This window comes from Brevibacillus nitrificans (genome assembly GCF_003710965.1).
Classification (GTDB): Bacteria; Bacillota; Bacilli; order Brevibacillales; family Brevibacillaceae; genus Brevibacillus; species Brevibacillus centrosporus.
In genome coordinates this window covers 298863-317676 of record NZ_RHHU01000011.1, presented here as the reverse complement: position 1 = coordinate 317676, position 18814 = coordinate 298863, and the positions used below count along the sequence as shown (strand labels likewise).

The window sequence follows — 18814 nt, the reverse complement described above, 5'->3', positions numbered from 1 at the left end:
TTCAATCGCTTGGGCTCTTTTCCGTTGTTTTTAGAATTCCTGTCCAGCCTTTACGCTGCCTGCGCTTCCTTTACGCCATTTACCCGCTGAAGCAGCTTATTCCCGACATTGATGGCTGCTTGAATAATGTACCCTGTGGTAAAGGATAGGACGATCGTTCCATAATAAATCGGACCATCTAACAGAAAGCTAGCGCTCAAAAACAGGCAAGCCAGCAAAATTTCCGTCCGTCGAAATGTCCATTTCAATCGGTTCGACATGACGAGCACAAAGGATTCCTGTGGAGCAGTACACACCTGTGTACATACATACAGCCCAATACCGCTGCCGATGCAGATGTTCCCGAGCGCCATCGTCAGAAGCGGCGGCAACGTGCGGATGCCGTCCATGAGCGTATCGATCGACCCGATCAGATCGACAAAGACAGAAATCAAAATCATCACCAAAAGGGACCCCACCGTAATATAGCTGCGATCCATGAAAAAGACGATGCAAACAAAGGTAAAGTTAATGGCAAACATCCAGAAGCCGATGGAGATCCCGAAGTTTTGAAAGAGGGCAATAAAGAGCGAATCGTAAGGGCTCAGGCCAAAGGAGGTAATGGTCGTCATCATGTTGATACCGAGCGCCAAAACCAGCAAGCCGACTAGAAACAAAACGTATTCAAATTTTAAGCGAATCACAATCTAAGACTCCTTTCCTTCTACATAAGGCGAGCATACGATGTGAAACGCTTTTCAGAGCAAGCAGAATATGCTTTGATGGTGATAAAACTTGATGAAAGATCATTTAGAGGGGTTATCCGAGTGCCTAATATAAAAGAAATTGCGAAATTGGCCGGTGTTTCGGTTTCTACGGTTTCACGTGTACTAAACAACCACAAATACGTAAACGAACAAAAACGAGCAAAAGTCCTCCAGATTATCGAGGAGCACAATTACGTACAAAACAGTAACGCGGTTCACCTCTCGACGGGAAAAACGAAGGTGCTTGGCGTGACGCTCCCGATGGTGAACAACCAGTATTACAGTACCATTCTCGAGGGAATCGCGGCGGAAGCAGCCCATCACGATTACAAGCTGATGGTATGCCAAACGAACAACAGTCTTGAACATGAGCGCAGCATTTTGCAGCTGCTGGCCAACAAAAAAATCGACGGCTTGATCATGTTTTCCCGGGCCAATTCCTGCGATACGCTCACGGAGTATGCGGAATACGGGCCGATCATTACCTGCGAAGCCAATGATACGACGACAGTCTCGAGCGTGCATATCGACCACTACCAGACGTTTCTCATCGGAATGGAGTATCTGATCCAGAAGGGGCATCGCCGGATCGGGTACTGCCTGGGACGAAAAAACAGCTTCAACAGCCAGCATCGCAAGCGTGCGTATGAGGAAAAGCTGCGCTCGGTTGGCATGACTCCAGCCCCTGAGTGGGCCTTTGAGGATTGCGTGACGATCCAAGACGGGATGGAGGTAGCCAGCAAGCTCATGCAGCTGGAGAATCGGCCGACCGCGATGATCGTCTCCTGTAATCACATCGCAGCTGGGCTGTATAAAGAGGCGAGCAGGCTGGGCCTGAACATACCCCAAGACATCGCGATCATCGGCTGTGATGATCAACCGATCGGAGAGCTGCTGGAGATCACGACCGTTTCCAGCTCCAGTAATCGAATGGGCAGGTACGCATTTGAAATGCTGCACGAGCGGATCGTCAACCAGGGAAAAGTATGGGAGAAAGAAGAGCAGGTACTGCTGCCGGTTTTGGTAGAGAGAAATTCGACGTAAAAATTGTCTGCACAGACCCGAACGATTGCGAGAGACGATCCTTCGGGTGTTTTTCATTTGATTAAACTTCTTGACCTTTTATGGCTGCAGCGTTCTAATGGGGAAAAGGACGGCTTTACCGGTTGGCAAACGAGTGTGGTAATATGAATCTGAGAAAACGAGTGGGATCCGATAAAAAATGCCTTGCAGGTGGTAGGTGGGAAATGACATGAGACAACAGAACAACATCGAGGACGGAAGACATTTGCGCTCGATGAAAACGCGAAACAAAATCATCAACGCGGCGCATCACGTTTTTTTACGGGAAGGCTTTCAACAGACAACGATCAAGCAAATCATCGAGCATGCCAAAACGGGTTACGGCACCGCCTACGGTCATTTTAAGGGAAAAGACGATCTGCTCATCATCTTGATGGAAGATGTGATGAACAAGTTTTTCGATATCGCCCATACGCCTTTTTTCCCTACCTCAAAGGAAGAGGCAAAGGAAATCATTCTGAGTCAGGTGTTCGAATTTTTAAAAATCGCCGACACGGAAAGAGAGATCATGAAGGTCTTTTCCGAAGCCATCGGGCTCTCCCAAACGGTAAATGAAAAATGGGAGGAAATTCGTCAGCGGTTTATTCAAAGCATCACCAAGGATATTACGTATTCCCAGGCGAAAGGGCTGGCACGTACGGATTTAAAAGCCGAAGTGGCAGCGCGCGCGTGGTTTTTTTCCAACGAGATGTACCAGTGGGAGATTGTGTTTCAGAAAAGCACCGTTTCGCTCGAAGAAATTGCGCACACACTCACAACGATGTACGTAGACGCCATTTACAGGTAGTTTTTCCAGGTCGTAGCTCCCCATAGTGGGAGTTTTTTTGTAGATAAGACTCCGCGAAATGGCTTGGCGAGGTTTCGATTTCTAAGGCACGATTCTGAGAGGAAATGCTCGTGAGATTACACGAAATAAATTCGACATTACGTCTATAACATAACTTTTTTCATCTAGCATAAACGACAGTAGCTTATGAAAAATCCTTTGTTAAGTAAGAAAAAATATTTACGACAACAAGTCGAAAATAATATAGACACAACGTCGGAATCCCACTATAATCCTAATTACGAGAAAATACAGAAAATTGAAAAGGGTGATACGAGATGAAGGCAAGAAGCCTGACTGCATTCAATTTGACAAAATGGATCGACGAAAATAAGGATTTGCTAAAACCACCAGTAAACAACAAGGTCATCTGGGAGGATTCCGAATTTATTGCCATGATCTTGGGCGGGCCGAACAGAAGACGTGATTTTCATGTGGATCCCTCCGATGAGTTTTTCTACCAGATCAAAGGTGACTGTTACGTGGAGTGCATCACGGAGGAAGGCAAGCGAGAGGTCGTAACGGTAAAAGAGGGAGACGTTTTCATGCTCCCGGCCATGGTACCGCACTCTCCACATCGCGTCGCTGATACGTATGGTCTTGTGATCGAGCGCAAAAGGGAGCAGGGTGAGCTGGAGGATTTCCTCTGGTTTTGCGACGCATGCAACCATGAGATGCACCGGGTGACCGTTCAGCTAAACGATATTGAAACAGAGGTCAAAGGAGCGATCCACAGCTTCAACGCAAACGAAGAAATCCGGACATGCAAAAATTGCGGCCATGTGATGTCGGAGGAAGTGGAGGAGTGGAAGTGCGAGTAGATTTTCATACTCATATCATCCCGGAAGACTTGCCTGACTTCGCGCAGAGATTTGGTGGAGATCGCTGGCCTGTTATGGAGCGCACCTGCTCGTGCGGGGCAAACATCATGGTAGGCGGCAAGCTGTTTCGGGAAATCACAGACCAATGCTGGGACCCGAAAAGACGAATCGAGGACATGGCGCGAGATGGAGTGGATCGGCAAGTCTTGTCACCCATTCCAGTGACCTTCTCGTACTGGGCGCCTGCTGAAGCAGCGGAAGCGATGGCTCGACTGCAAAATGACTTTATCGCAGATACGGTCCGTACATACCCAGACCGCTTCATCGGCCTCGGAACGGTTCCTTTGCAGGATGTGGAGTCATCGATCCGCGAGATGGACCGCTGCATCCACGAGCTTGGGCTTACAGGCATAGAGATCGGGACAAATGTGAATGGACAAAATCTGGACGCTCCAGACCTCCTGCCGTTTTTTGAGATGTGCGAGAAGTGGGAGGTTCCGCTATTTGTCCATCCGTGGGAGACGCTGGGGCGCGAGAGAATGCCGCGTCACAACTTCATGTACACCGTGGGAATGCCGAGCGAAACGGCACTTGCTGCTGCCAGCCTGACAAGTGGCGGGGTGATGGAGAAGTTTCCGGGATTGAAGATTTGCTTTGCGCATGGGGGAGGCTCGTTCCCGTACATCTTGCCTCGGCTGGATCAAGGCTGGAGCGTGTGGCCGCATCTTCGTGTCACTGAGCAGCCTCCGAGCTACTACGCGAAAAACTTCTATTTTGACTCTCTTAACTATGATCCGTTGAACCTCATGCTGCTGGTAGAGCGGTTCGGGCACGACAAGATTGTGATGGGGACCGACTATCCGTTTTTGCTGCAAGAAATCCCGCCAGGCAAAGTCATTCGCGCGACAGCTGCATTGACCGAGGAACAGAAGCAGGCGATGCTCGGCGCAAACGCACTTGAATTTCTGAAGGCGACACGTTGAGAGGAGCACAGACAAATGGCAGAAGGAACAGTGACTCCGGAACAAAGGCTGCAGGAGCTGAATCTGGAATTGCCGCAGCTGCGTACGGCGGTTGGGAACTACGTCGCCAGTGTGCGCGCAGGCAATCTCCTGTTTACAGCGGGACAGGGAGTAGATCAATACAGAGGGAAGCTGGGACGCGATCTGACGGTAGAGGAAGGCTATCTCGCTGCCCGACAGTCGATGCTGAACCTCTTGAGCGCGGTAAAAGCAGAACTAGGGGAGCTCGGCAAAGTAAAGCGAGTGGTGAAAATATTGGGCTTCGTCAATTCTACAGAAGAATTTACCGAACAGCCCAAAGTGATGAACGGTGCCTCTGACTTGCTGGTGCAGGTCTTTGGAGAAAAGGGAAAGCACGGGCGATCGGCAGTCGGGATGGCGCAGCTTCCCAACAATACGGCTATAGAGATAGAGATGATAGTGGAGATCGAGGAGTAGGCAGGGGGGTTATTATGAACGGCATTCAAATAAGAGACGCCAAACTGTTTATCAATGGGGAGTACGTGGACGCAAACTCGGGCAAGACGTTTGATTCGATCAACCCCGCTACCAACGAAAAGCTGGCGACGGTCGCGTGCGCAGATGAGAGAGATACAAACCGCACGATCGAGATCGCACAGGCTGCTTTTGAGAGCGGCGTATGGAGCAAGAAGTCCGTAGAGGAGCGCTCCGACATTTTGTGCCGGATGTCTGATCTGATTATGGACCGCGTGCAGGAACTAGCCACAGTCGAAACGATGGATGTAGGCAAGCCGATCAAGGAAAGCCTGGGCTTTGATATCCCGCGCGCTGCACAAAACCTGCGCTTCTTTGCAGAAATGGCCAAGTACGTCCACCACGAGCACTACGATAAACACAGCTACATGTCCTATGCCAAATACGCGCCGGCAGGGGTGACGAGCCTGATTATCCCGTGGAATCTGCCCTTTATGCAAATGACCTGGAAAGCGTCTGCCGCATTGGCCGCAGGCAATACGGTTGTGGTAAAGCCAGCTTCCTACACACCGCTCAGCGCCCTCATGCTTGGGGAGATTGCCAACGAGGCAGGTCTGCCACCTGGAGTTCTGAATATTTTGACGGGGCCTGGGGGGACAGTAGGTACAGCCATGACCACTCACCCGCATGTGCGCAGAATCTCGTTTGTAGGGGAAACGACGACGGGCAAGACAATCATGAAAAATGCCGCTGAGCAGCTCATTCCCGTATCGCTGGAGCTGGGAGGCAAGTCAGCCAACATCGTCTTTGAAGACGCGGATTTGGATGAAGCGGTAAAAGGATCACTGGAAGCCATTTTCCGCAACCAGGGCGAGATTTGTCTGGCAGGCTCGAGGCTTCTGGTACAGGAGTCGGTCTACGAACAGTTCCTGGGCAAGTTCGCAGCTGCGGTTAAGCAGATCAAGGTGGGCGATCCACTCGATGTGGACACAGACATGGGAGCACTTGTATCGAAAAGCCATCTGGAAACGGTCGAGGAGTACGTCCAGATCGGATTGGCGGAAGGGGCGAAGCTGGCTTGCGGAGGCAAACGGGTAGCGGGCCTAGCGAAAGGCAACTACTACGAACCGACCGTGCTCTACGACGTCGAAAACAAAATGAGAGTCGCCCAGGAGGAGATTTTCGGGCCCGTGCTGGTGGTGATCCCGTTCAAGACGGAAGAAGACGCGATTCGCATCGCAAACGACTCCATTTACGGTTTGGCTGGCGTGGTCTGGACGAACGATCTGCGCCGTGCCCATCGGGTGGCAGCGAGCGTCAATTCCGGACTGCTGTGGATCAATTGCTGGTACGTTCGCGATTTGCGTACGCCATTTGGCGGCTCGAAAGCGAGTGGAATTGGAAGGGAAGGCGGTCGTCACAGCTTCGATTTCTACACGGAAGCCAAGACGATCACGATGAAGCTGTAAGCAAGGAGGGAACGGACAACAGATGGAACACATCATCAATCAGTTAGCCGATGAGCTGCTCACGGCGGAGAAATCCTGCCAGCCGGTAGCGCCCATCACGGAGCGCTATTCGGAGCTGACAGATACGGACGCCTATCAAATCCAGCTGAAAATCATGGAGTCCAAGCTGGCTGCAGGCAGAACAGTCATCGGGAAAAAGGTAGGGCTGACCAGTAAAGCGATGCAGCAAATGCTGGGGGTCTGCGAGCCGGACTACGGGCATCTGCTCGACGATATGGCCGTAGCCAATAACGGGTCCGTTCAAACAAACGGGCTGCTTCTCCCGAAAGTAGAGGCAGAAATCGGGTTTGTCCTGGGAGCTGATCTGGTTGGCCCGAATATCAATTACCTCGATGTACTGATGGCGACAGAGTACGTCGTCCCCACTCTGGAAATCATCGATAGCCGCATCGCAGACTGGAAAATCAAGCTGGTCGATACGGTGGCAGATAACGGGTCCTCCGCACGAGTCGTGGTGGGCGATCAGCATACTCGGCTGGATGGACTTGATTTGCGTACTGTCGGCATGGCGCTCTACAAAAATGACGAGGAAGTCGGAACAGGGGCAGGTGCTGCCGCTATCGGTCATCCCGCCCATGCGGTGGCGTGGCTTGCGAACAAGCTGCATGCGTTTGGCATCAGCTTGAAGGCAGGAGAGCTGATTTTGCCGGGTGCACTGAGTGGCGCAGTAGCAGTATGCTCGGGTGATCGAGTGACAGCCAGATTCGGTGCGTTGGGCTCTGTTTCCGTGACGTTTCTGTAGAGAGGAGATTTCCTATGAGCAAAGTGAAGGCAGCCATCCTGGGATCAGGCAACATCGGAACAGACCTGATGTATAAGCTGGAGCGAAGCGAACAGATCGAAATCGCAGCAGTAATCGGGATTGATCCTGAGTCCGACGGCTTGCAGAGGGCGAGGGAGAGAGGGTATCCGGTCTTTTCAAACGGGATAGAGGCTATGGCCGAAAATCCGGGGCTGGCAGAGATCGTCTTTGACGCCACCTCAGCCAAAGCCCATGTGCGGCACGCCAAAATCCTGCAGGAGCTAGGCGTAGTCGCGATTGATTTGACACCAGCTGCACGAGGTCCGTTTGTATGTCCGGCCGTCAATCTAAATGAACAGATCGAGCAAGCGGTAGCAAACGTCAACCTCATCACGTGCGGGGGGCAGGCGACCATCCCGATCGTACATGCAATCAATCGGGTAGCGAACGTGAGCTATGCAGAGATTGTGACGACGATTGCCAGTAAAAGTGCAGGACCAGGGACACGTGCCAATATCGATGAGTTTACGTTGACGACTCGCCGCGGCCTGGAGCTGGTGGGGGGAGCCGATCAAGGAAAAGCCCTGATCATCCTGAATCCCGCAGAGCCACCCATTCTGATGAGAGATACCGTCTATTGCGAGGTGAAAAGCATGGACGAAGCGGCGATCCGTGCATCCATTTATGAGATGGTGGAGCAGGTTCGCAGGTACGTTCCGGGATATCGTTTGAAGCAGGAGCCCCTGTTCGAGGAAAAGCGGGTAACCGTTTTTCTCGAGGTGGAGGGAGCCGGCGATTATTTCCCGCCCTATGCTGGCAACCTGGACATCATGACGGCAGCGGCCGTACGCGTTGGGGAAGAAATCGCGCGTCATCTTTTGGCGGGGAGGGGAGTGCGCCTTGGAACGGAGAAGCGATAAACCGATCAAAGTGACAGAGGTCTGCTTGCGGGATGGCAGCCATGTTGTGGCCCATCAGTTCACGGTAGAGCAGGTGCAAAAAATCGCCCAAGGGCTCGATGAAGCGGGCGTTCACTATATCGAAGTCAGCCACGGGGATGGTCTGGGTGGATCGACGATTCAGTACGGGCGTTCGCTGGTCAACGAAATGGCATTGATCGAAGCGGCCGTCGCTGCCTGCAAGCAGGCGAAGGTCGCGGTTCTCCTCATTCCGGGAGTAGGTACGGTCCACGAGCTGAAGCAGGCAAACAAGCTGGGGGCCAGCCTCGTGCGGGTAGCGACGCATGTGACGGAGGCAGATGTATCTGCGCAGCACATTCATTTGGCGAGAGAGCTGGGGATGGAAGCCTGCGGGTTTTTGATGATGGCTCACTCGGCCCCGGTCGACAAGCTGGTGGAGCAGGCGAAGCGGATGGAGAGCTACGGGGCACAGGCGGTCTATGTGACGGATTCCGCTGGTGCGCTTTTGCCAGAGGGGGTTCGTGAGCGAATACGTGCTTTGCGCGATTCTCTCGATATTGAAATCGGATTTCACGCACATAACAACTTGTCCCTCGCCATCGCCAATACGCTTGTCGCCATCGAGGAAGGTGCGACGCGAATAGATGGCAGCGTACGTTGTCTGGGAGCGGGCGCAGGCAATGCACAGACAGAGGTATTAATCGCCGTGCTGCAGCGGCTGGGTATCGAAGTGGGAATCGATCTGTACAAAATGATGGATCTCGCGGAGGACATCGTCGGACCGATCCTGCCGCACGCACAGGAAATCAACAAAGGTAGTCTGGTTTTGGGCTATGCCGGGGTGTACTCGAGCTTTCTGCTGCATGCCGAGCGCGCCGGAAAACGCTTTGGCATCGATCCGCGTGACATTCTTCTCGAGGTAGGTCGTCGCAAGGCAGTCGGCGGGCAGGAAGATTTGATCATCGATGTCGCGCAAGAATGGGCGCAGATCCAAAGAGCGGGGGTGTGACAGGTGGCGATGACAACGGAAACAAAGCAAGACCTGGTAGAATGGCTGCTCGCAGCTGAGCGGGATCGCCGCGAAATCGAGAAAATAACGCAGCGCTACCCGGATATGACAATCGAGGATGCGTACGAGATTCAAAGGCAGCTGATCGCCAAAAAAGAACAGGCAGGGGAGCGCTGCATCGGATTGAAGCTGGGGCTGACCAGCAGGGCCAAGCAGCAAATGATGGGCGTGCACGAGGCCATCTACGGGTATTTGACCGATGGGATGCTGGCGACGGAATGGGAAACGATTGCCCACGAACGTTTTATTCACCCAAAGGCAGAGCCGGAAATCGCTTTTCTGATGGGCGAGGATCTTCAGGGAACGAATGTCACGGCAAAAGACGTATTGCGGGCTACTCGCTATGTCGCACCTGCTATCGAAATCATCGACAGCCGTTACGAAAACTTCCGCTTTACCTTGCCGGATGTCGTAGCAGACAACTGCTCCTCGGCAGCCTTCGTGGTCGGGAGCCGGTGGGTGGCTCCAGGGTCACTCGATTTGGCTCTCGCTGGAGTGGTCATGACCATAAACGGCGTCATTCAAACCACGGGCTCGGGAGCGGCTGTACTCGGGCATCCCGCGGCGTCAGTGGCATGGGCAGTCAACAAGCTTGGCGAACAAGGAAGCGGCTTGAAAAAAGGGCAGATCATTTTGAGTGGAGCTCTCACTGAAGCAGTGTTGTTCCAGCCGGGAGATGTCATCCAGGTCAGCGTGGATGGCATGGGAAGTGTCTCCTTCGGCTGCCAATCGAGTAGAAATGAAATCTAGCAAAAGACGCACAAAGGATGCAAGGAGGTAACAAACCATGTCAACAACGCCTATTCCTCTCACCAGAGACTACGCGCAGCAGCTGGACGCAAACGATCCGCTTGCCAGCTACCGCGACGAATTTTATTTGCTGCCTAGCATTTATATGGATGGCAATTCTCTCGGCTTAATGTCCAAACGTGCAGAGCAGACGCTGCAAGACCTGGTTGATTCCTGGAAGCAGCTAGGTATCGAAGGATGGACGAAAGGGAAGCATCCATGGTTCTTCCTGTCGGAGAAGCTGGGGCAAATGAGCGCGCCACTCGTAGGTGCGGACCCGGAGGAAGTGATCGTGACAGGTTCGACGACGATCAATCTGCATCAAGTGGCAGCTACCTTTTATCGGCCGGAAGGGAAAAAGACCAAGATCATTGCCACCGATCTGGACTTTCCTACAGATATTTACGCCCTGCAAAGCCAAATCAGGCTAAAAGGTCTCAATCCCGATGAGCACTTGATCCTGGTTTCCTCGAGAGACGGGCGCATGATCGAGGAGGAGGATATCATCGCTGCGATGACAGAGGAAGTCGCACTGATTGTCCTGCCGACCGTACTTTACCGCAGCGGTCAGCTGCTCGACATCGAGAGATTGACGAGGGCAGCGCATGAAAAAGGCATCCTGATCGGCTTTGACGGATGTCACTCTGTAGGAGCCATTCCGCACGAATTCAGCAAGTGGGAGGTGGATTTTGCCTACTGGTGCAACTACAAATACGTCAATGCAGGGCCAGGCGGCGTCGGCAGCATTTACGTCAATCGCAAGCATTTTGGTACACTTCCAGGCTTGGCTGGATGGTACAGCTCCAAAAAAGATAAGCAGTTTGACATGGAGCTTACCCTGACCGTCTGCGAAACAGCGGGCGCCTACCAGACGGGAACGCCACACATTTTTAGCGTCGCACCGCTGATCGGTTCACTGGAGATGTTCCAGGAGGTAACTGTAGAAAAGCTTCGGGAAAAGTCGCTCAAGATGACTCGCTACCTGATGGATTTGATCGAGAGCGAGCTTGCAGGGATGGGATTTTCCCTAGCCAACCCGGTGGAGGATGAGCGCCGTGGAGGCCACGTCAGCCTGGAGCATGAAGAGGCCGTTCGCATTTCCCGTGCACTGAAGGAAGCAGGAATTATCCCGGATTTCCGTGCCCCCAACATCCTTCGTCTGGCCCCTGTAGCGTTTTACACGACGTATGAGGAAGTTTGGGAGAGCGTGCAAATTCTAAAGTCCATCATGCTTGCGAGGACGTACGAAAAATTCGAAAACAAGCGCGGGGTCGTCGCCTAAGCGCCATTTCAAAGGGGGTATTGCGATGTCAGGCAAAAACGATTTTCAAGACATTATGGAAAGGGAAAAAGGGCTGCACCGTGGGTTAACCACGCGTCAGCTCGCTATGATCGCCATCGGGGGAGCCATCGGTACGGGATTGTTTCTCGGCAGCGGCATGGCCATCGGCTTCGCCGGCCCTAGCGTCATTGTCAGCTATTTGATCGGAGCTGTAATTGCGCTGCTTCTCATGGGCTGCTTGGCGGAGATGACCATCGCACATCCGACGACGGGCTCTTTCGGTGCCCACGCAGAGCGTTATATCAATCCCTGGGCTGGCTTTGCTGTCCGGTATGCGTACTGGTTTAGCCTCGTGTGTGCCATCGGGACGGAAGTATCGGCGATGTCCGTCTACATGAAGTATTGGTTCCCCGATGTGCCAGGACTGGTGTGGATCGCGATTTTCTCCGCTGTTCTGATCTATGTCAATGCAACTAGCGTCAATCTGTTCGGCAGTGTCGAGTACTGGTTCTCCATGATCAAGGTAGCCGCTATCATCCTGTTTATCGTATTTGGAGCCTTCGTTGTATTTGGAAGCAGCAATCCGGAGATCGGCGCTCAGAATTTCACCAATAACGGTGGTTTCTTCCCGAACGGTCTATGGGGCATGTGGATTGCCATTTTCATCTCGCTGTTCAGCTATTTGAGTATTGAAATGATCGCAGTCAGTGCCGGTGAAGCCAAAGAGCCGGAAAAAGCGGTTCCGATGGCGTTGAAATCCGCTGTTGTGCGGTTGGTCCTGTTCTACATCATCACGCTTGCCCTGATGCTCATGGTTGTTCCTTGGAAATCCGCTGGCGGCGATGCAAGCCCGTTCGTCAAAGTCTTTGAAATCATGAACATTCCGGGTGCAGCGGGCATCATGAACTTCGTCGTTTTGACAGCAGCCCTATCCGCTATGAACAGCCAGCTGTACATCTCCACACGGATGGTCTTCTCGCTCTCTCGTGCAGGCTTCGCTCCTGCCAAACTCGGGGAGCTGAGTAAAAAGGGCGTTCCGGTGAAAGCGCTTGCATTGTCGACGATCGGGATCGCGATTGCTTCCTATATCAATATCGTTGCTCCTGACAAATCGTTTGTCGTCATGATCTCCTTGTCCAGCTTTGGTGCGATGTTCGCCTGGTTTATGGTATTCGTCACGCATCTGTTTTTCCGCCGCAAATGGGAGGCGATGGGCGGTCGCAGGCTTCCTGTCCGCATGATCGGCTATCCGTACATGACCATCTTCGGGGCAGTCCTTTTGGCCGCTGTGGTTCTCTCCACGTGGTTCCAGCCGGAGTTTAAAGACACGCTGACCATGGGCTTCCCTCTGCTTCTTCTGATCACCATTGCCTACTTCATCTGGAAAAAGGCAAACCCAGCCGCCTACGAAGCCTCAGCCAAGCAAAGCAGCAACAACAAAGACCTCACCTCATAAGCAACCAGATTATCTGCACAAATAGGTTTGAAATCGAATGTTTGGAGGGATCGAGTCGATGAAAAAAGAGAAGAGACAACGACTGGTAGGGACGTTGCTCGCAAGCACGCTGGCCCTAAGCGCATTATTTCCGCTGTCCGACGTGAGTGCAAGTACAGAGACAGCCAAGCAGCAGGACGTATTCGTGGCGCCGCGTACTGGTCTGAACGTGAATGCCCCTGATGCACCCGCACCGTATTCTACGGAGGCGCACAAGCTGCTGCCGGGAGAGCCGAAAGAACCTGCACCGGGAGCGTGGGGGTACGATGTAAAAACGGGTACCTTTACGCATCCAAAAGCGACACCGGACAACGAAGGACCGCAGCCTTTCAACGGAAGCCTGCCGTACCTGGATCAAAATCAGTACATCAAAAACATGAAGGTAGAAGCGTTCTATCCGTACGTAGCGGGCTGGGGCCACAGCTGGCAGGCAACCTTTGACTGGCAAGGCCGCCGCTATTTGTACGACTATGAAACAACCATGTACAACGTGTTTGATATTACCGATCCTCGAAACACGAAGCGCATCGCCTACAAAGAGTTTGATACCAAAGTCGAGCATCAATTTGGACCGTTCAATGTGAAGTACAACAAGGAACTGGGGAAAATGATCGCCGTACAGGTCTACGAAGTGCCGCGTTATGGTGTTTTGTCCAACAAGTACACGAATCCGGAAGAAATCGAGGCGATCAAAAACCGCAAGATGCTTCGCGGCTTCCGCATCTATGAAGTGACGAGCCCGCTGTGGACCGATTGGAAGCTGCTCTCCGAAACAGCGCTCGATCCAAAGGCAAAAGCAACAGATGCAGTTCAGCAAGGCTCGGGCGGACTCGATGTCCCTGTGTACGATGGCGGCAAATACTTGTTTATTGCAGGTGCGCCTGACGATAGCTTCTCCAATACCGAGTACAAGAGCTATTTGTACTCCGCAGGACAAATGGCCTTTGATATTTCGGATCCGGCCAAACCCAAGCGATTGTCTACCTGGTGGGTGCCAGGGCAGCGCAAAGGGGAGGAAAAAGAGTACAACAAAAATCCACGAGCAGGCAACAAAACGACGTGGATGGGAGCGAGAATGCCGCTGTTCATTCCAAAATCGGTGGAAGAGGGCGGAAAGTACGGCTATGCCGCTATGGGCGGTTTTGGCTTCTGGGTCGTAGACATTACGGATCCAGCCAATATGAAAGCCGTCTCCCACATCGACATGCCCATGAGTGTAAGCGGTACGGAAGGCGACAACATCGACGTGACCAAGGTCGAGACGACAGGCATGGTGTACTACAGCGGCTATCCGCTGGGAGAAGATTGCCATGAGCCTTACAAAGACATCTACGCGATCGATGTGCGCGATCCGCTCCATCCGAAGATTGCATCGGTTCTGCCAAGACCGACTCCGCCAGAAAATGCGCCGTTTAAAGACTACTGCCAACGCCGTGGCAGCTTCGGTCCAAAGCGCAGCGGTTATGCGGCGATCCAGCCAGGCACACCAAACCAGCAGGTGATGCCATATGCATTCTACAATGCAGGCGTGCAAATTTTTGATCTGAAAGACCCGAAAAAACCGACAATCGGTGCTTACTTCGTGCCAAAGATGTCTGGGGAATACTTGAGCAACGATGGCAGCGGGTTTGAAACGAGTGAGCACTCCAACCCCGTCCACTCCATTTTCGTAGAATGGGACCGCAACCTGGTGTGGGCGTTCTCCAACCACGGCATCTACGTTCTGTCCACGCCTCTGCTAGGCGAGCCGAAAAGTGGATTGGCACAGACAAAATAGGGAGCATGGATATTCATAGAGTCTTTTCAGGCGGATCTGACACATGTCGGGTCCGTCTTTTTTGCTACTGGACTCGTGCCCAAATCGTTTACCTTCTTCTAGGCAGATGCATAGGATAAAGACGTGCAAGGTATGAAGAAAGGAGCTTAGACATGTATCGACCTATCCATTATCACTACCCGTGGTATCATCTGATGCCCAGCAGCTGGAGCCCGAGTAGCTGGAGCTACCATTGGGGTCCACCCTATTCCTATGGGAGCTATAGCCAGAGTTCTTACAGCGGAAGTCTTGTATTAAGAGATTATGGGCCACAGCCAGCAGTCGTGAATATAAACCGGGCCACTCTACAAAATAATACGTACCGCACTGCTTTGTGGACCGGAAAGCATCTGCAGGTCACACTCATGAGTATCGATGTTGGAGATGACATCGGCTTAGAAGTCCATCCCGAGACGGATCAATTCATACGCATTGAAGAAGGGCAAGGGCTTGTGCAAATGGGGGCTCGTAAAGAGCAAGTAGATTTTGAACAAAGCGTCTGTGACGACGATGCCATTATGATTCCAGCAGGTACTTGGCATAATGTAATCAATACGGGTTATACCCCGCTGAAAGTGTACGCGATCTATGCACCGCCTGAGCATCCCTTTGGCACCGTTCATGAAACGAAGGCCATTGCTTTGGCTTCAGAAAGAAACCATACGTAAGTTGCCTGTTTCCTTTGCTAGCACCCCGGGTAGGGTGCTTTTTTGTCTTCCGTCCTTTGCTATTTACTGTCCTAAACGTACATTCCCTGTGTTTCGAATAATGACATCCGTCTTTAAATCCATGATCAGCTTTTCATACAGCTGGTCTTCCCATAAATCAACCTGATCGGGTGCGAGCTTGCTGCGGAAAATGACACCCGTCATGAAAATGTCCGCCTTTTTACTGCGTGCTGTGCCAAAAAGCTTTTGAAAGCGATCTTCCAGGAGCTTCTCCAGCTCCAGCTTCAAGATGTTGGTGTTCAATCTGGTTTTCTCGTCCGCCTCCACGACAATCGCTTTCAGATGTAAGGTGCTGAATATTTTAGGTCGATCCGAGACCCAGGATGTTCGATGACTTACTTTTGCATCGACAATTTCAAGACTAGCGGAGGGGGTAATTTCGACGATTCCGCTGGTAAATCGATCCCGAAATAGATTATATAAAAAGGTTTCGTCTGTTGAGATCGTGCCGACCTGCTTATCGTTGTGGAAGATGGCTGAGCCTTCCATTTCAAAAAGGGTCTCTGTGCCTTCCTTGAGTAGAGGGACAGCCATATCTACCGTGCTTGCTTGAATATCTCGGTAAGCTTCCCATATGTAGTTCAGCGAAACATTGGGTGTCCAGCCTGCATTGGGGCTAAATAAATCGAGCATTTCAATTCCTTTTTCTTTCCGTAAATTCTTTCTGCTTTGCAGTAACTTGTAGATGTCTCCTTTGGCAACGGCAAGAAGGGCTTTTGATTTAATCTCACGCGATCGAATGGCATATTGAATTAACTCCTCAATCCCTTTTTTCGCGAGCTCTTCACTTACGATGATGAGGGTGAGATGCAAAACATCGATACTGCGCTCTTCATTCATGCGAATATGATCCAGGGCATCGCTTATCGTTTTGGATTTGGCATGTACGGTATGAAAATCCTTGCTTTGAGGATCGGGAATTCGCAGGCTCACAATGTAGGTTTTTTTATCCTTGTCAAGCTCCACACCCATGATGGCAGGAAGCAAGCGCTTATCAATCGATTTTGCGTCCCAGCATCCTGTGAGTGGAAAAACAAGGAGCAGGCTCAGGAAAACCAATGTAAATCGCTTCATGTGAGAGCGCGCCTCCTGTAATATAAGCCAATTCCATAAATGAGCAGCGGGATGAAGATAAGGCAGTACAAGCGTAAGGGCGTATCCAAGGAAATGAGCCAATCAATGGTTTCCCAATCAGGCACCAAAATACAAATGAAATAAGCGATCCCAATAATCCCCCAGCATATTTTTGTGCGGGAGACGGAAGTGTATAAATTTACAGTGAGAGTGGACATGATCCAAACCAAAACGGACGTATACACATAAATGAATGAGACAGTTGAGACCACATAAAACATAGTGATCCGATCGAAAAAAAGCCACTCCACATTCACGGTATCCAGTGCGACCGGAATCGGATAGCGCAGCTTCTGGGCTGTATCGGGAGCAAATGTCAGTATGGGGATATAGACGGCGAGCAAGTAAAAGGGAAGCAAAAACAGCATCGCTGCGTAGATGTATTTCCGTGTCTTGGAGACGGCAAAGCTCAAGTATCTCGAGAAAATACCTAAACTTAAAAAGGGAGAATGAGCTAACAAGCTATTTAAAAAATGCTCGTCATACCAAAACGTGGGCATGGGTTCTATGGGAAAGAAGAAATGGATGTTGATATTTTGAAAGCAAGAAAACAAAGAGAATAAGATGAGCGGCAAGATGGTGATCATCAAGGCAAAGGAGCCGCGCAGAATCGTTCGATGGCCATGGATGGAAACAAATAGGGGGATGATGAATAAGAGAAGCAGTATGGCCCAGATCGGTGTTGTCGGCAAGAAGATGATGGTTAATAGTTCGGCGTGACTGCGGTTTAGTAAGACAAAGCTCATGAAAAAATAGGCGAGGAGAGGGAGCAAAAGCAGCCTAGCCCACCAAAGACCGCATTTTTTTACGATACTGATGATGTCTTCTTTGGGAAAAGCAGAGAGGCCAGATAGGTAAAGGAACAGGAGCAGAAACTCGAACAAGAAGCCGGTAATAATATAAAGCCAGTGCCCAAAATGGGAGACTCCTATCATATCACTAGGGTATAAGTAAAAAATTAAACTGAGATGAATCGCGATGAAAACTACCGACAATCTCATTTTTTACTCATCAGTCCCTTCTGCTCTCATTCCAAAGCCTAAAAATGGAACTTGAAATGAGGTAATGCTGGCAAAATAAAAGAGAGTGCCGACTAAGCCTGCAAGGATTCCTAGAACACCAAATATCGATCCTAGCAGGACGTTGCAATATTTGAACAGACGAATCATCAGGGCGTTCTGCGTTCCGACAAAGGTATAATTGGAAATCACGGTCGCGGACAGGACAATCAGGAGCAGGTTGCTCACGATCTGCGCCTGAACAGCGGCTTGACCCAAGATAATCCCACCTACCATGGTAATGGTGGGACCTACTGTTTTGGGGAGACGAATGCTGGCGGATACAATCATTTCGATGACGATCAGCATCAATATCATTTCGATAATGGCGGGATAAGGTACGCCTTCTCTGCTCATGGCTACGGATAAAGCCATTTCGATTCGAAACAGCTCTGGATTGACGCTGACAAGCGCGACGTACAATCCAGGGACAAGCAAGGAAATGAGGATGCCGATGATTCGCAAGGTACACAGCGTCACAACAATGCTTTGCGACATGTTTTTGTCGGAGTCAACGGTCCATAAATCCGATATGATCGTCGGAGTGACCAGTGCGAAAGGCAGCTGATCCAGAAGTAAAACAACTCGTCCTTTCAACAAGAGAGTAGAAGTATCTTCGGGCAGCTCCGATGTGAAAAATAAAGGTACTGGACTCCAATAACGTTGTCCTAAAGCTTTTGCTAAATCCTGAACGCTGTTTATCTCCCGATTCTTTCGAGCGGATAATAACGCGAGAATTCGTTTGGCGATGGACTCGCTTGGAGTACCCGGGAGATAGCAAACAGCGATTTTTCGCCGCGATATTTCTCCCATGTCCATCTCTTGTATGTGTAGGCGTGATGACCGCAGATGCTTTCGCAGAATTCCGATGTTGGACAGGACGCTCTCCGTAAACGCATCGGAAGAACCTTGAATAGAGGTTTCACTTTCTGGACTTGTGACCGAGCGTTCCAGCTGCCGCATTTTGGGTTTGAGCACGAGGCTCCCCGTTGCATGAAGAATGACCAAATGCCCTGTTAAAATGGCATTCTCCAGCTGATCGATCCCGACATTGATCTTCGCATCCAGTGGCTTCCAGGAGTCAGGAGATACGTTCAGCTCTCTCATTAGTTTTTTGAGCTCTACGGAAGCGGCGGTGTCCACTAAGCTGTCTAAATAGCAGATGAGGACCTCCACACCACACATCTCCGAATACTCCCTTTTAAAGTCAGCGTTGTTTTCGAATTGACGGATGAGGTGATGATCCCGTATTTCACGATTATCCATGAGAATCTCCATTTGAGATAATTTAGAAATAGCTTTCCCGAAGGACGAGAAAA

Annotated in this window: 18 protein-coding genes; 14 read left to right on the top strand and 4 right to left on the bottom strand. The window is 51.1% G+C overall.

Annotated features, from left to right (window positions below):
* Window positions 1-50: 50 nt before the first annotated feature.
* A complete protein-coding gene (locus EDM59_RS19505) occupies window positions 51-683 on the bottom strand; it encodes a YczE/YyaS/YitT family protein (RefSeq protein ID WP_122925145.1) in 633 nt (210 codons plus the stop codon).
* A gap of 123 nt (window positions 684-806) precedes the next feature.
* Here EDM59_RS19505 and EDM59_RS19500 point away from each other — a divergent pair, with 123 nt between their 5' ends.
* From EDM59_RS19500 to EDM59_RS19435, 14 genes are all read left to right on the top strand, one after another.
* Window positions 807-1790: a LacI family DNA-binding transcriptional regulator gene (locus EDM59_RS19500; protein WP_122925144.1), complete on the top strand. Its 984-nt coding sequence runs from the start codon at window positions 807-809 to the stop codon at window positions 1788-1790.
* A 208-nt stretch (window positions 1791-1998) separates the two neighbouring features.
* Window positions 1999-2616, top strand: a complete 618-nt coding sequence (locus tag EDM59_RS19495) for a TetR/AcrR family transcriptional regulator (protein ID WP_122925143.1) — start codon at window positions 1999-2001, stop codon at window positions 2614-2616.
* 317 nt (window positions 2617-2933) lie between these two features.
* On the top strand, window positions 2934-3476 hold the full coding sequence (gene nbaC, locus EDM59_RS19490) for a 3-hydroxyanthranilate 3,4-dioxygenase (RefSeq protein WP_122925142.1): 543 nt from the start codon (window positions 2934-2936) through the stop codon (window positions 3474-3476).
* Complete coding sequence (locus EDM59_RS19485; RefSeq protein ID WP_122925141.1) at window positions 3461-4459, top strand: amidohydrolase family protein; 999 nt, start codon at window positions 3461-3463, stop codon at window positions 4457-4459. Before nbaC ends, EDM59_RS19485 begins: the two co-directional genes overlap by 16 nt.
* A gap of 15 nt (window positions 4460-4474) precedes the next feature.
* A complete protein-coding gene (locus EDM59_RS19480) occupies window positions 4475-4936 on the top strand; it encodes a RidA family protein (RefSeq protein WP_122925140.1) in 462 nt (153 codons plus the stop codon).
* 14 nt (window positions 4937-4950) lie between these two features.
* A complete protein-coding gene (locus EDM59_RS19475; RefSeq protein WP_122925139.1) occupies window positions 4951-6402 on the top strand; it encodes an aldehyde dehydrogenase in 1452 nt (483 codons plus the stop codon).
* Between the two features lie 22 nt (window positions 6403-6424).
* Window positions 6425-7204 carry a 2-keto-4-pentenoate hydratase gene (locus EDM59_RS19470; RefSeq protein ID WP_122925138.1) on the top strand — a complete coding sequence of 260 codons (780 nt, stop codon included), beginning with the start codon at window positions 6425-6427 and terminating at the stop codon, window positions 7202-7204.
* A gap of 14 nt (window positions 7205-7218) precedes the next feature.
* Complete coding sequence (locus tag EDM59_RS19465; RefSeq protein WP_122925137.1) at window positions 7219-8124, top strand: acetaldehyde dehydrogenase (acetylating); 906 nt, start codon at window positions 7219-7221, stop codon at window positions 8122-8124.
* Window positions 8105-9133, top strand: coding sequence for a 4-hydroxy-2-oxovalerate aldolase (gene dmpG, locus EDM59_RS19460; protein ID WP_122925136.1), 1029 nt, complete (start codon window positions 8105-8107; stop codon window positions 9131-9133). Before EDM59_RS19465 ends, dmpG begins: the two co-directional genes overlap by 20 nt.
* 3 nt (window positions 9134-9136) lie before the next feature.
* On the top strand, window positions 9137-9943 hold the full coding sequence (locus EDM59_RS19455) for a 2-keto-4-pentenoate hydratase (RefSeq protein ID WP_425456005.1): 807 nt from the start codon (window positions 9137-9139) through the stop codon (window positions 9941-9943).
* A gap of 37 nt (window positions 9944-9980) precedes the next feature.
* On the top strand, window positions 9981-11264 hold the full coding sequence (kynU, locus tag EDM59_RS19450) for a kynureninase (protein ID WP_122925135.1): 1284 nt from the start codon (window positions 9981-9983) through the stop codon (window positions 11262-11264).
* A gap of 25 nt (window positions 11265-11289) precedes the next feature.
* Entirely contained in the window at window positions 11290-12720 is a 1431-nt protein-coding gene (locus tag EDM59_RS19445) for an amino acid permease (protein WP_122925134.1), read from the top strand.
* A 58-nt stretch (window positions 12721-12778) separates the two neighbouring features.
* Entirely contained in the window at window positions 12779-14536 is a 1758-nt protein-coding gene (locus EDM59_RS19440) for an LVIVD repeat-containing protein (protein WP_122925133.1), read from the top strand.
* Window positions 14537-14688: 152 nt separating this feature from the next.
* Window positions 14689-15243, top strand: a complete 555-nt coding sequence (locus tag EDM59_RS19435; protein ID WP_122925132.1) for a cupin domain-containing protein — start codon at window positions 14689-14691, stop codon at window positions 15241-15243.
* Between the two features lie 63 nt (window positions 15244-15306).
* Here the strand turns inward: EDM59_RS19435 and EDM59_RS19430 are convergent, their stop codons facing one another.
* The 3 genes from EDM59_RS19430 to EDM59_RS19420 are packed head-to-tail and all read right to left on the bottom strand — an operon-like array spanning window position 15307 to window position 18761.
* Window positions 15307-16377 carry a Ger(x)C family spore germination protein gene (locus tag EDM59_RS19430; protein WP_122925131.1) on the bottom strand — a complete coding sequence of 357 codons (1071 nt, stop codon included), beginning with the start codon at window positions 16375-16377 and terminating at the stop codon, window positions 15307-15309.
* Window positions 16374-17438 (bottom strand): GerAB/ArcD/ProY family transporter, encoded by a 1065-nt coding sequence (locus EDM59_RS19425; protein ID WP_122925130.1) that lies wholly within the window; start codon window positions 17436-17438, stop codon window positions 16374-16376. The genes EDM59_RS19430 and EDM59_RS19425 overlap by 4 nt, the downstream gene beginning before the upstream one ends.
* 3 nt (window positions 17439-17441) lie before the next feature.
* Window positions 17442-18761, bottom strand: coding sequence for a spore germination protein (locus EDM59_RS19420; RefSeq protein ID WP_183192957.1), 1320 nt, complete (start codon window positions 18759-18761; stop codon window positions 17442-17444).
* Window positions 18762-18814: the final 53 nt, after the last annotated feature.

Coding starts and splice junctions, on each gene's coding strand:
- EDM59_RS19495 (WP_122925143.1), top strand. CDS start 1,999: ATGAGACAACAGAACAACATCGAGGACGGAAGACATTTGCGCTCGATG.
- nbaC (WP_122925142.1), top strand. CDS start 2,934: ATGAAGGCAAGAAGCCTGACTGCATTCAATTTGACAAAATGGATCGAC.
- EDM59_RS19480 (WP_122925140.1), top strand. CDS start 4,475: ATGGCAGAAGGAACAGTGACTCCGGAACAAAGGCTGCAGGAGCTGAAT.
- EDM59_RS19475 (WP_122925139.1), top strand. CDS start 4,951: ATGAACGGCATTCAAATAAGAGACGCCAAACTGTTTATCAATGGGGAG.
- EDM59_RS19470 (WP_122925138.1), top strand. CDS start 6,425: ATGGAACACATCATCAATCAGTTAGCCGATGAGCTGCTCACGGCGGAG.
- EDM59_RS19465 (WP_122925137.1), top strand. CDS start 7,219: ATGAGCAAAGTGAAGGCAGCCATCCTGGGATCAGGCAACATCGGAACA.
- kynU (WP_122925135.1), top strand. CDS start 9,981: ATGTCAACAACGCCTATTCCTCTCACCAGAGACTACGCGCAGCAGCTG.
- EDM59_RS19445 (WP_122925134.1), top strand. CDS start 11,290: ATGTCAGGCAAAAACGATTTTCAAGACATTATGGAAAGGGAAAAAGGG.
- EDM59_RS19440 (WP_122925133.1), top strand. CDS start 12,779: ATGAAAAAAGAGAAGAGACAACGACTGGTAGGGACGTTGCTCGCAAGC.
- EDM59_RS19435 (WP_122925132.1), top strand. CDS start 14,689: ATGTATCGACCTATCCATTATCACTACCCGTGGTATCATCTGATGCCC.
- EDM59_RS19430 (WP_122925131.1), bottom strand. CDS start 16,377: ATGAAGCGATTTACATTGGTTTTCCTGAGCCTGCTCCTTGTTTTTCCA.
- EDM59_RS19425 (WP_122925130.1), bottom strand. CDS start 17,438: ATGAGATTGTCGGTAGTTTTCATCGCGATTCATCTCAGTTTAATTTTT.
- EDM59_RS19420 (WP_183192957.1), bottom strand. CDS start 18,761: ATGGATAATCGTGAAATACGGGATCATCACCTCATCCGTCAATTCGAA.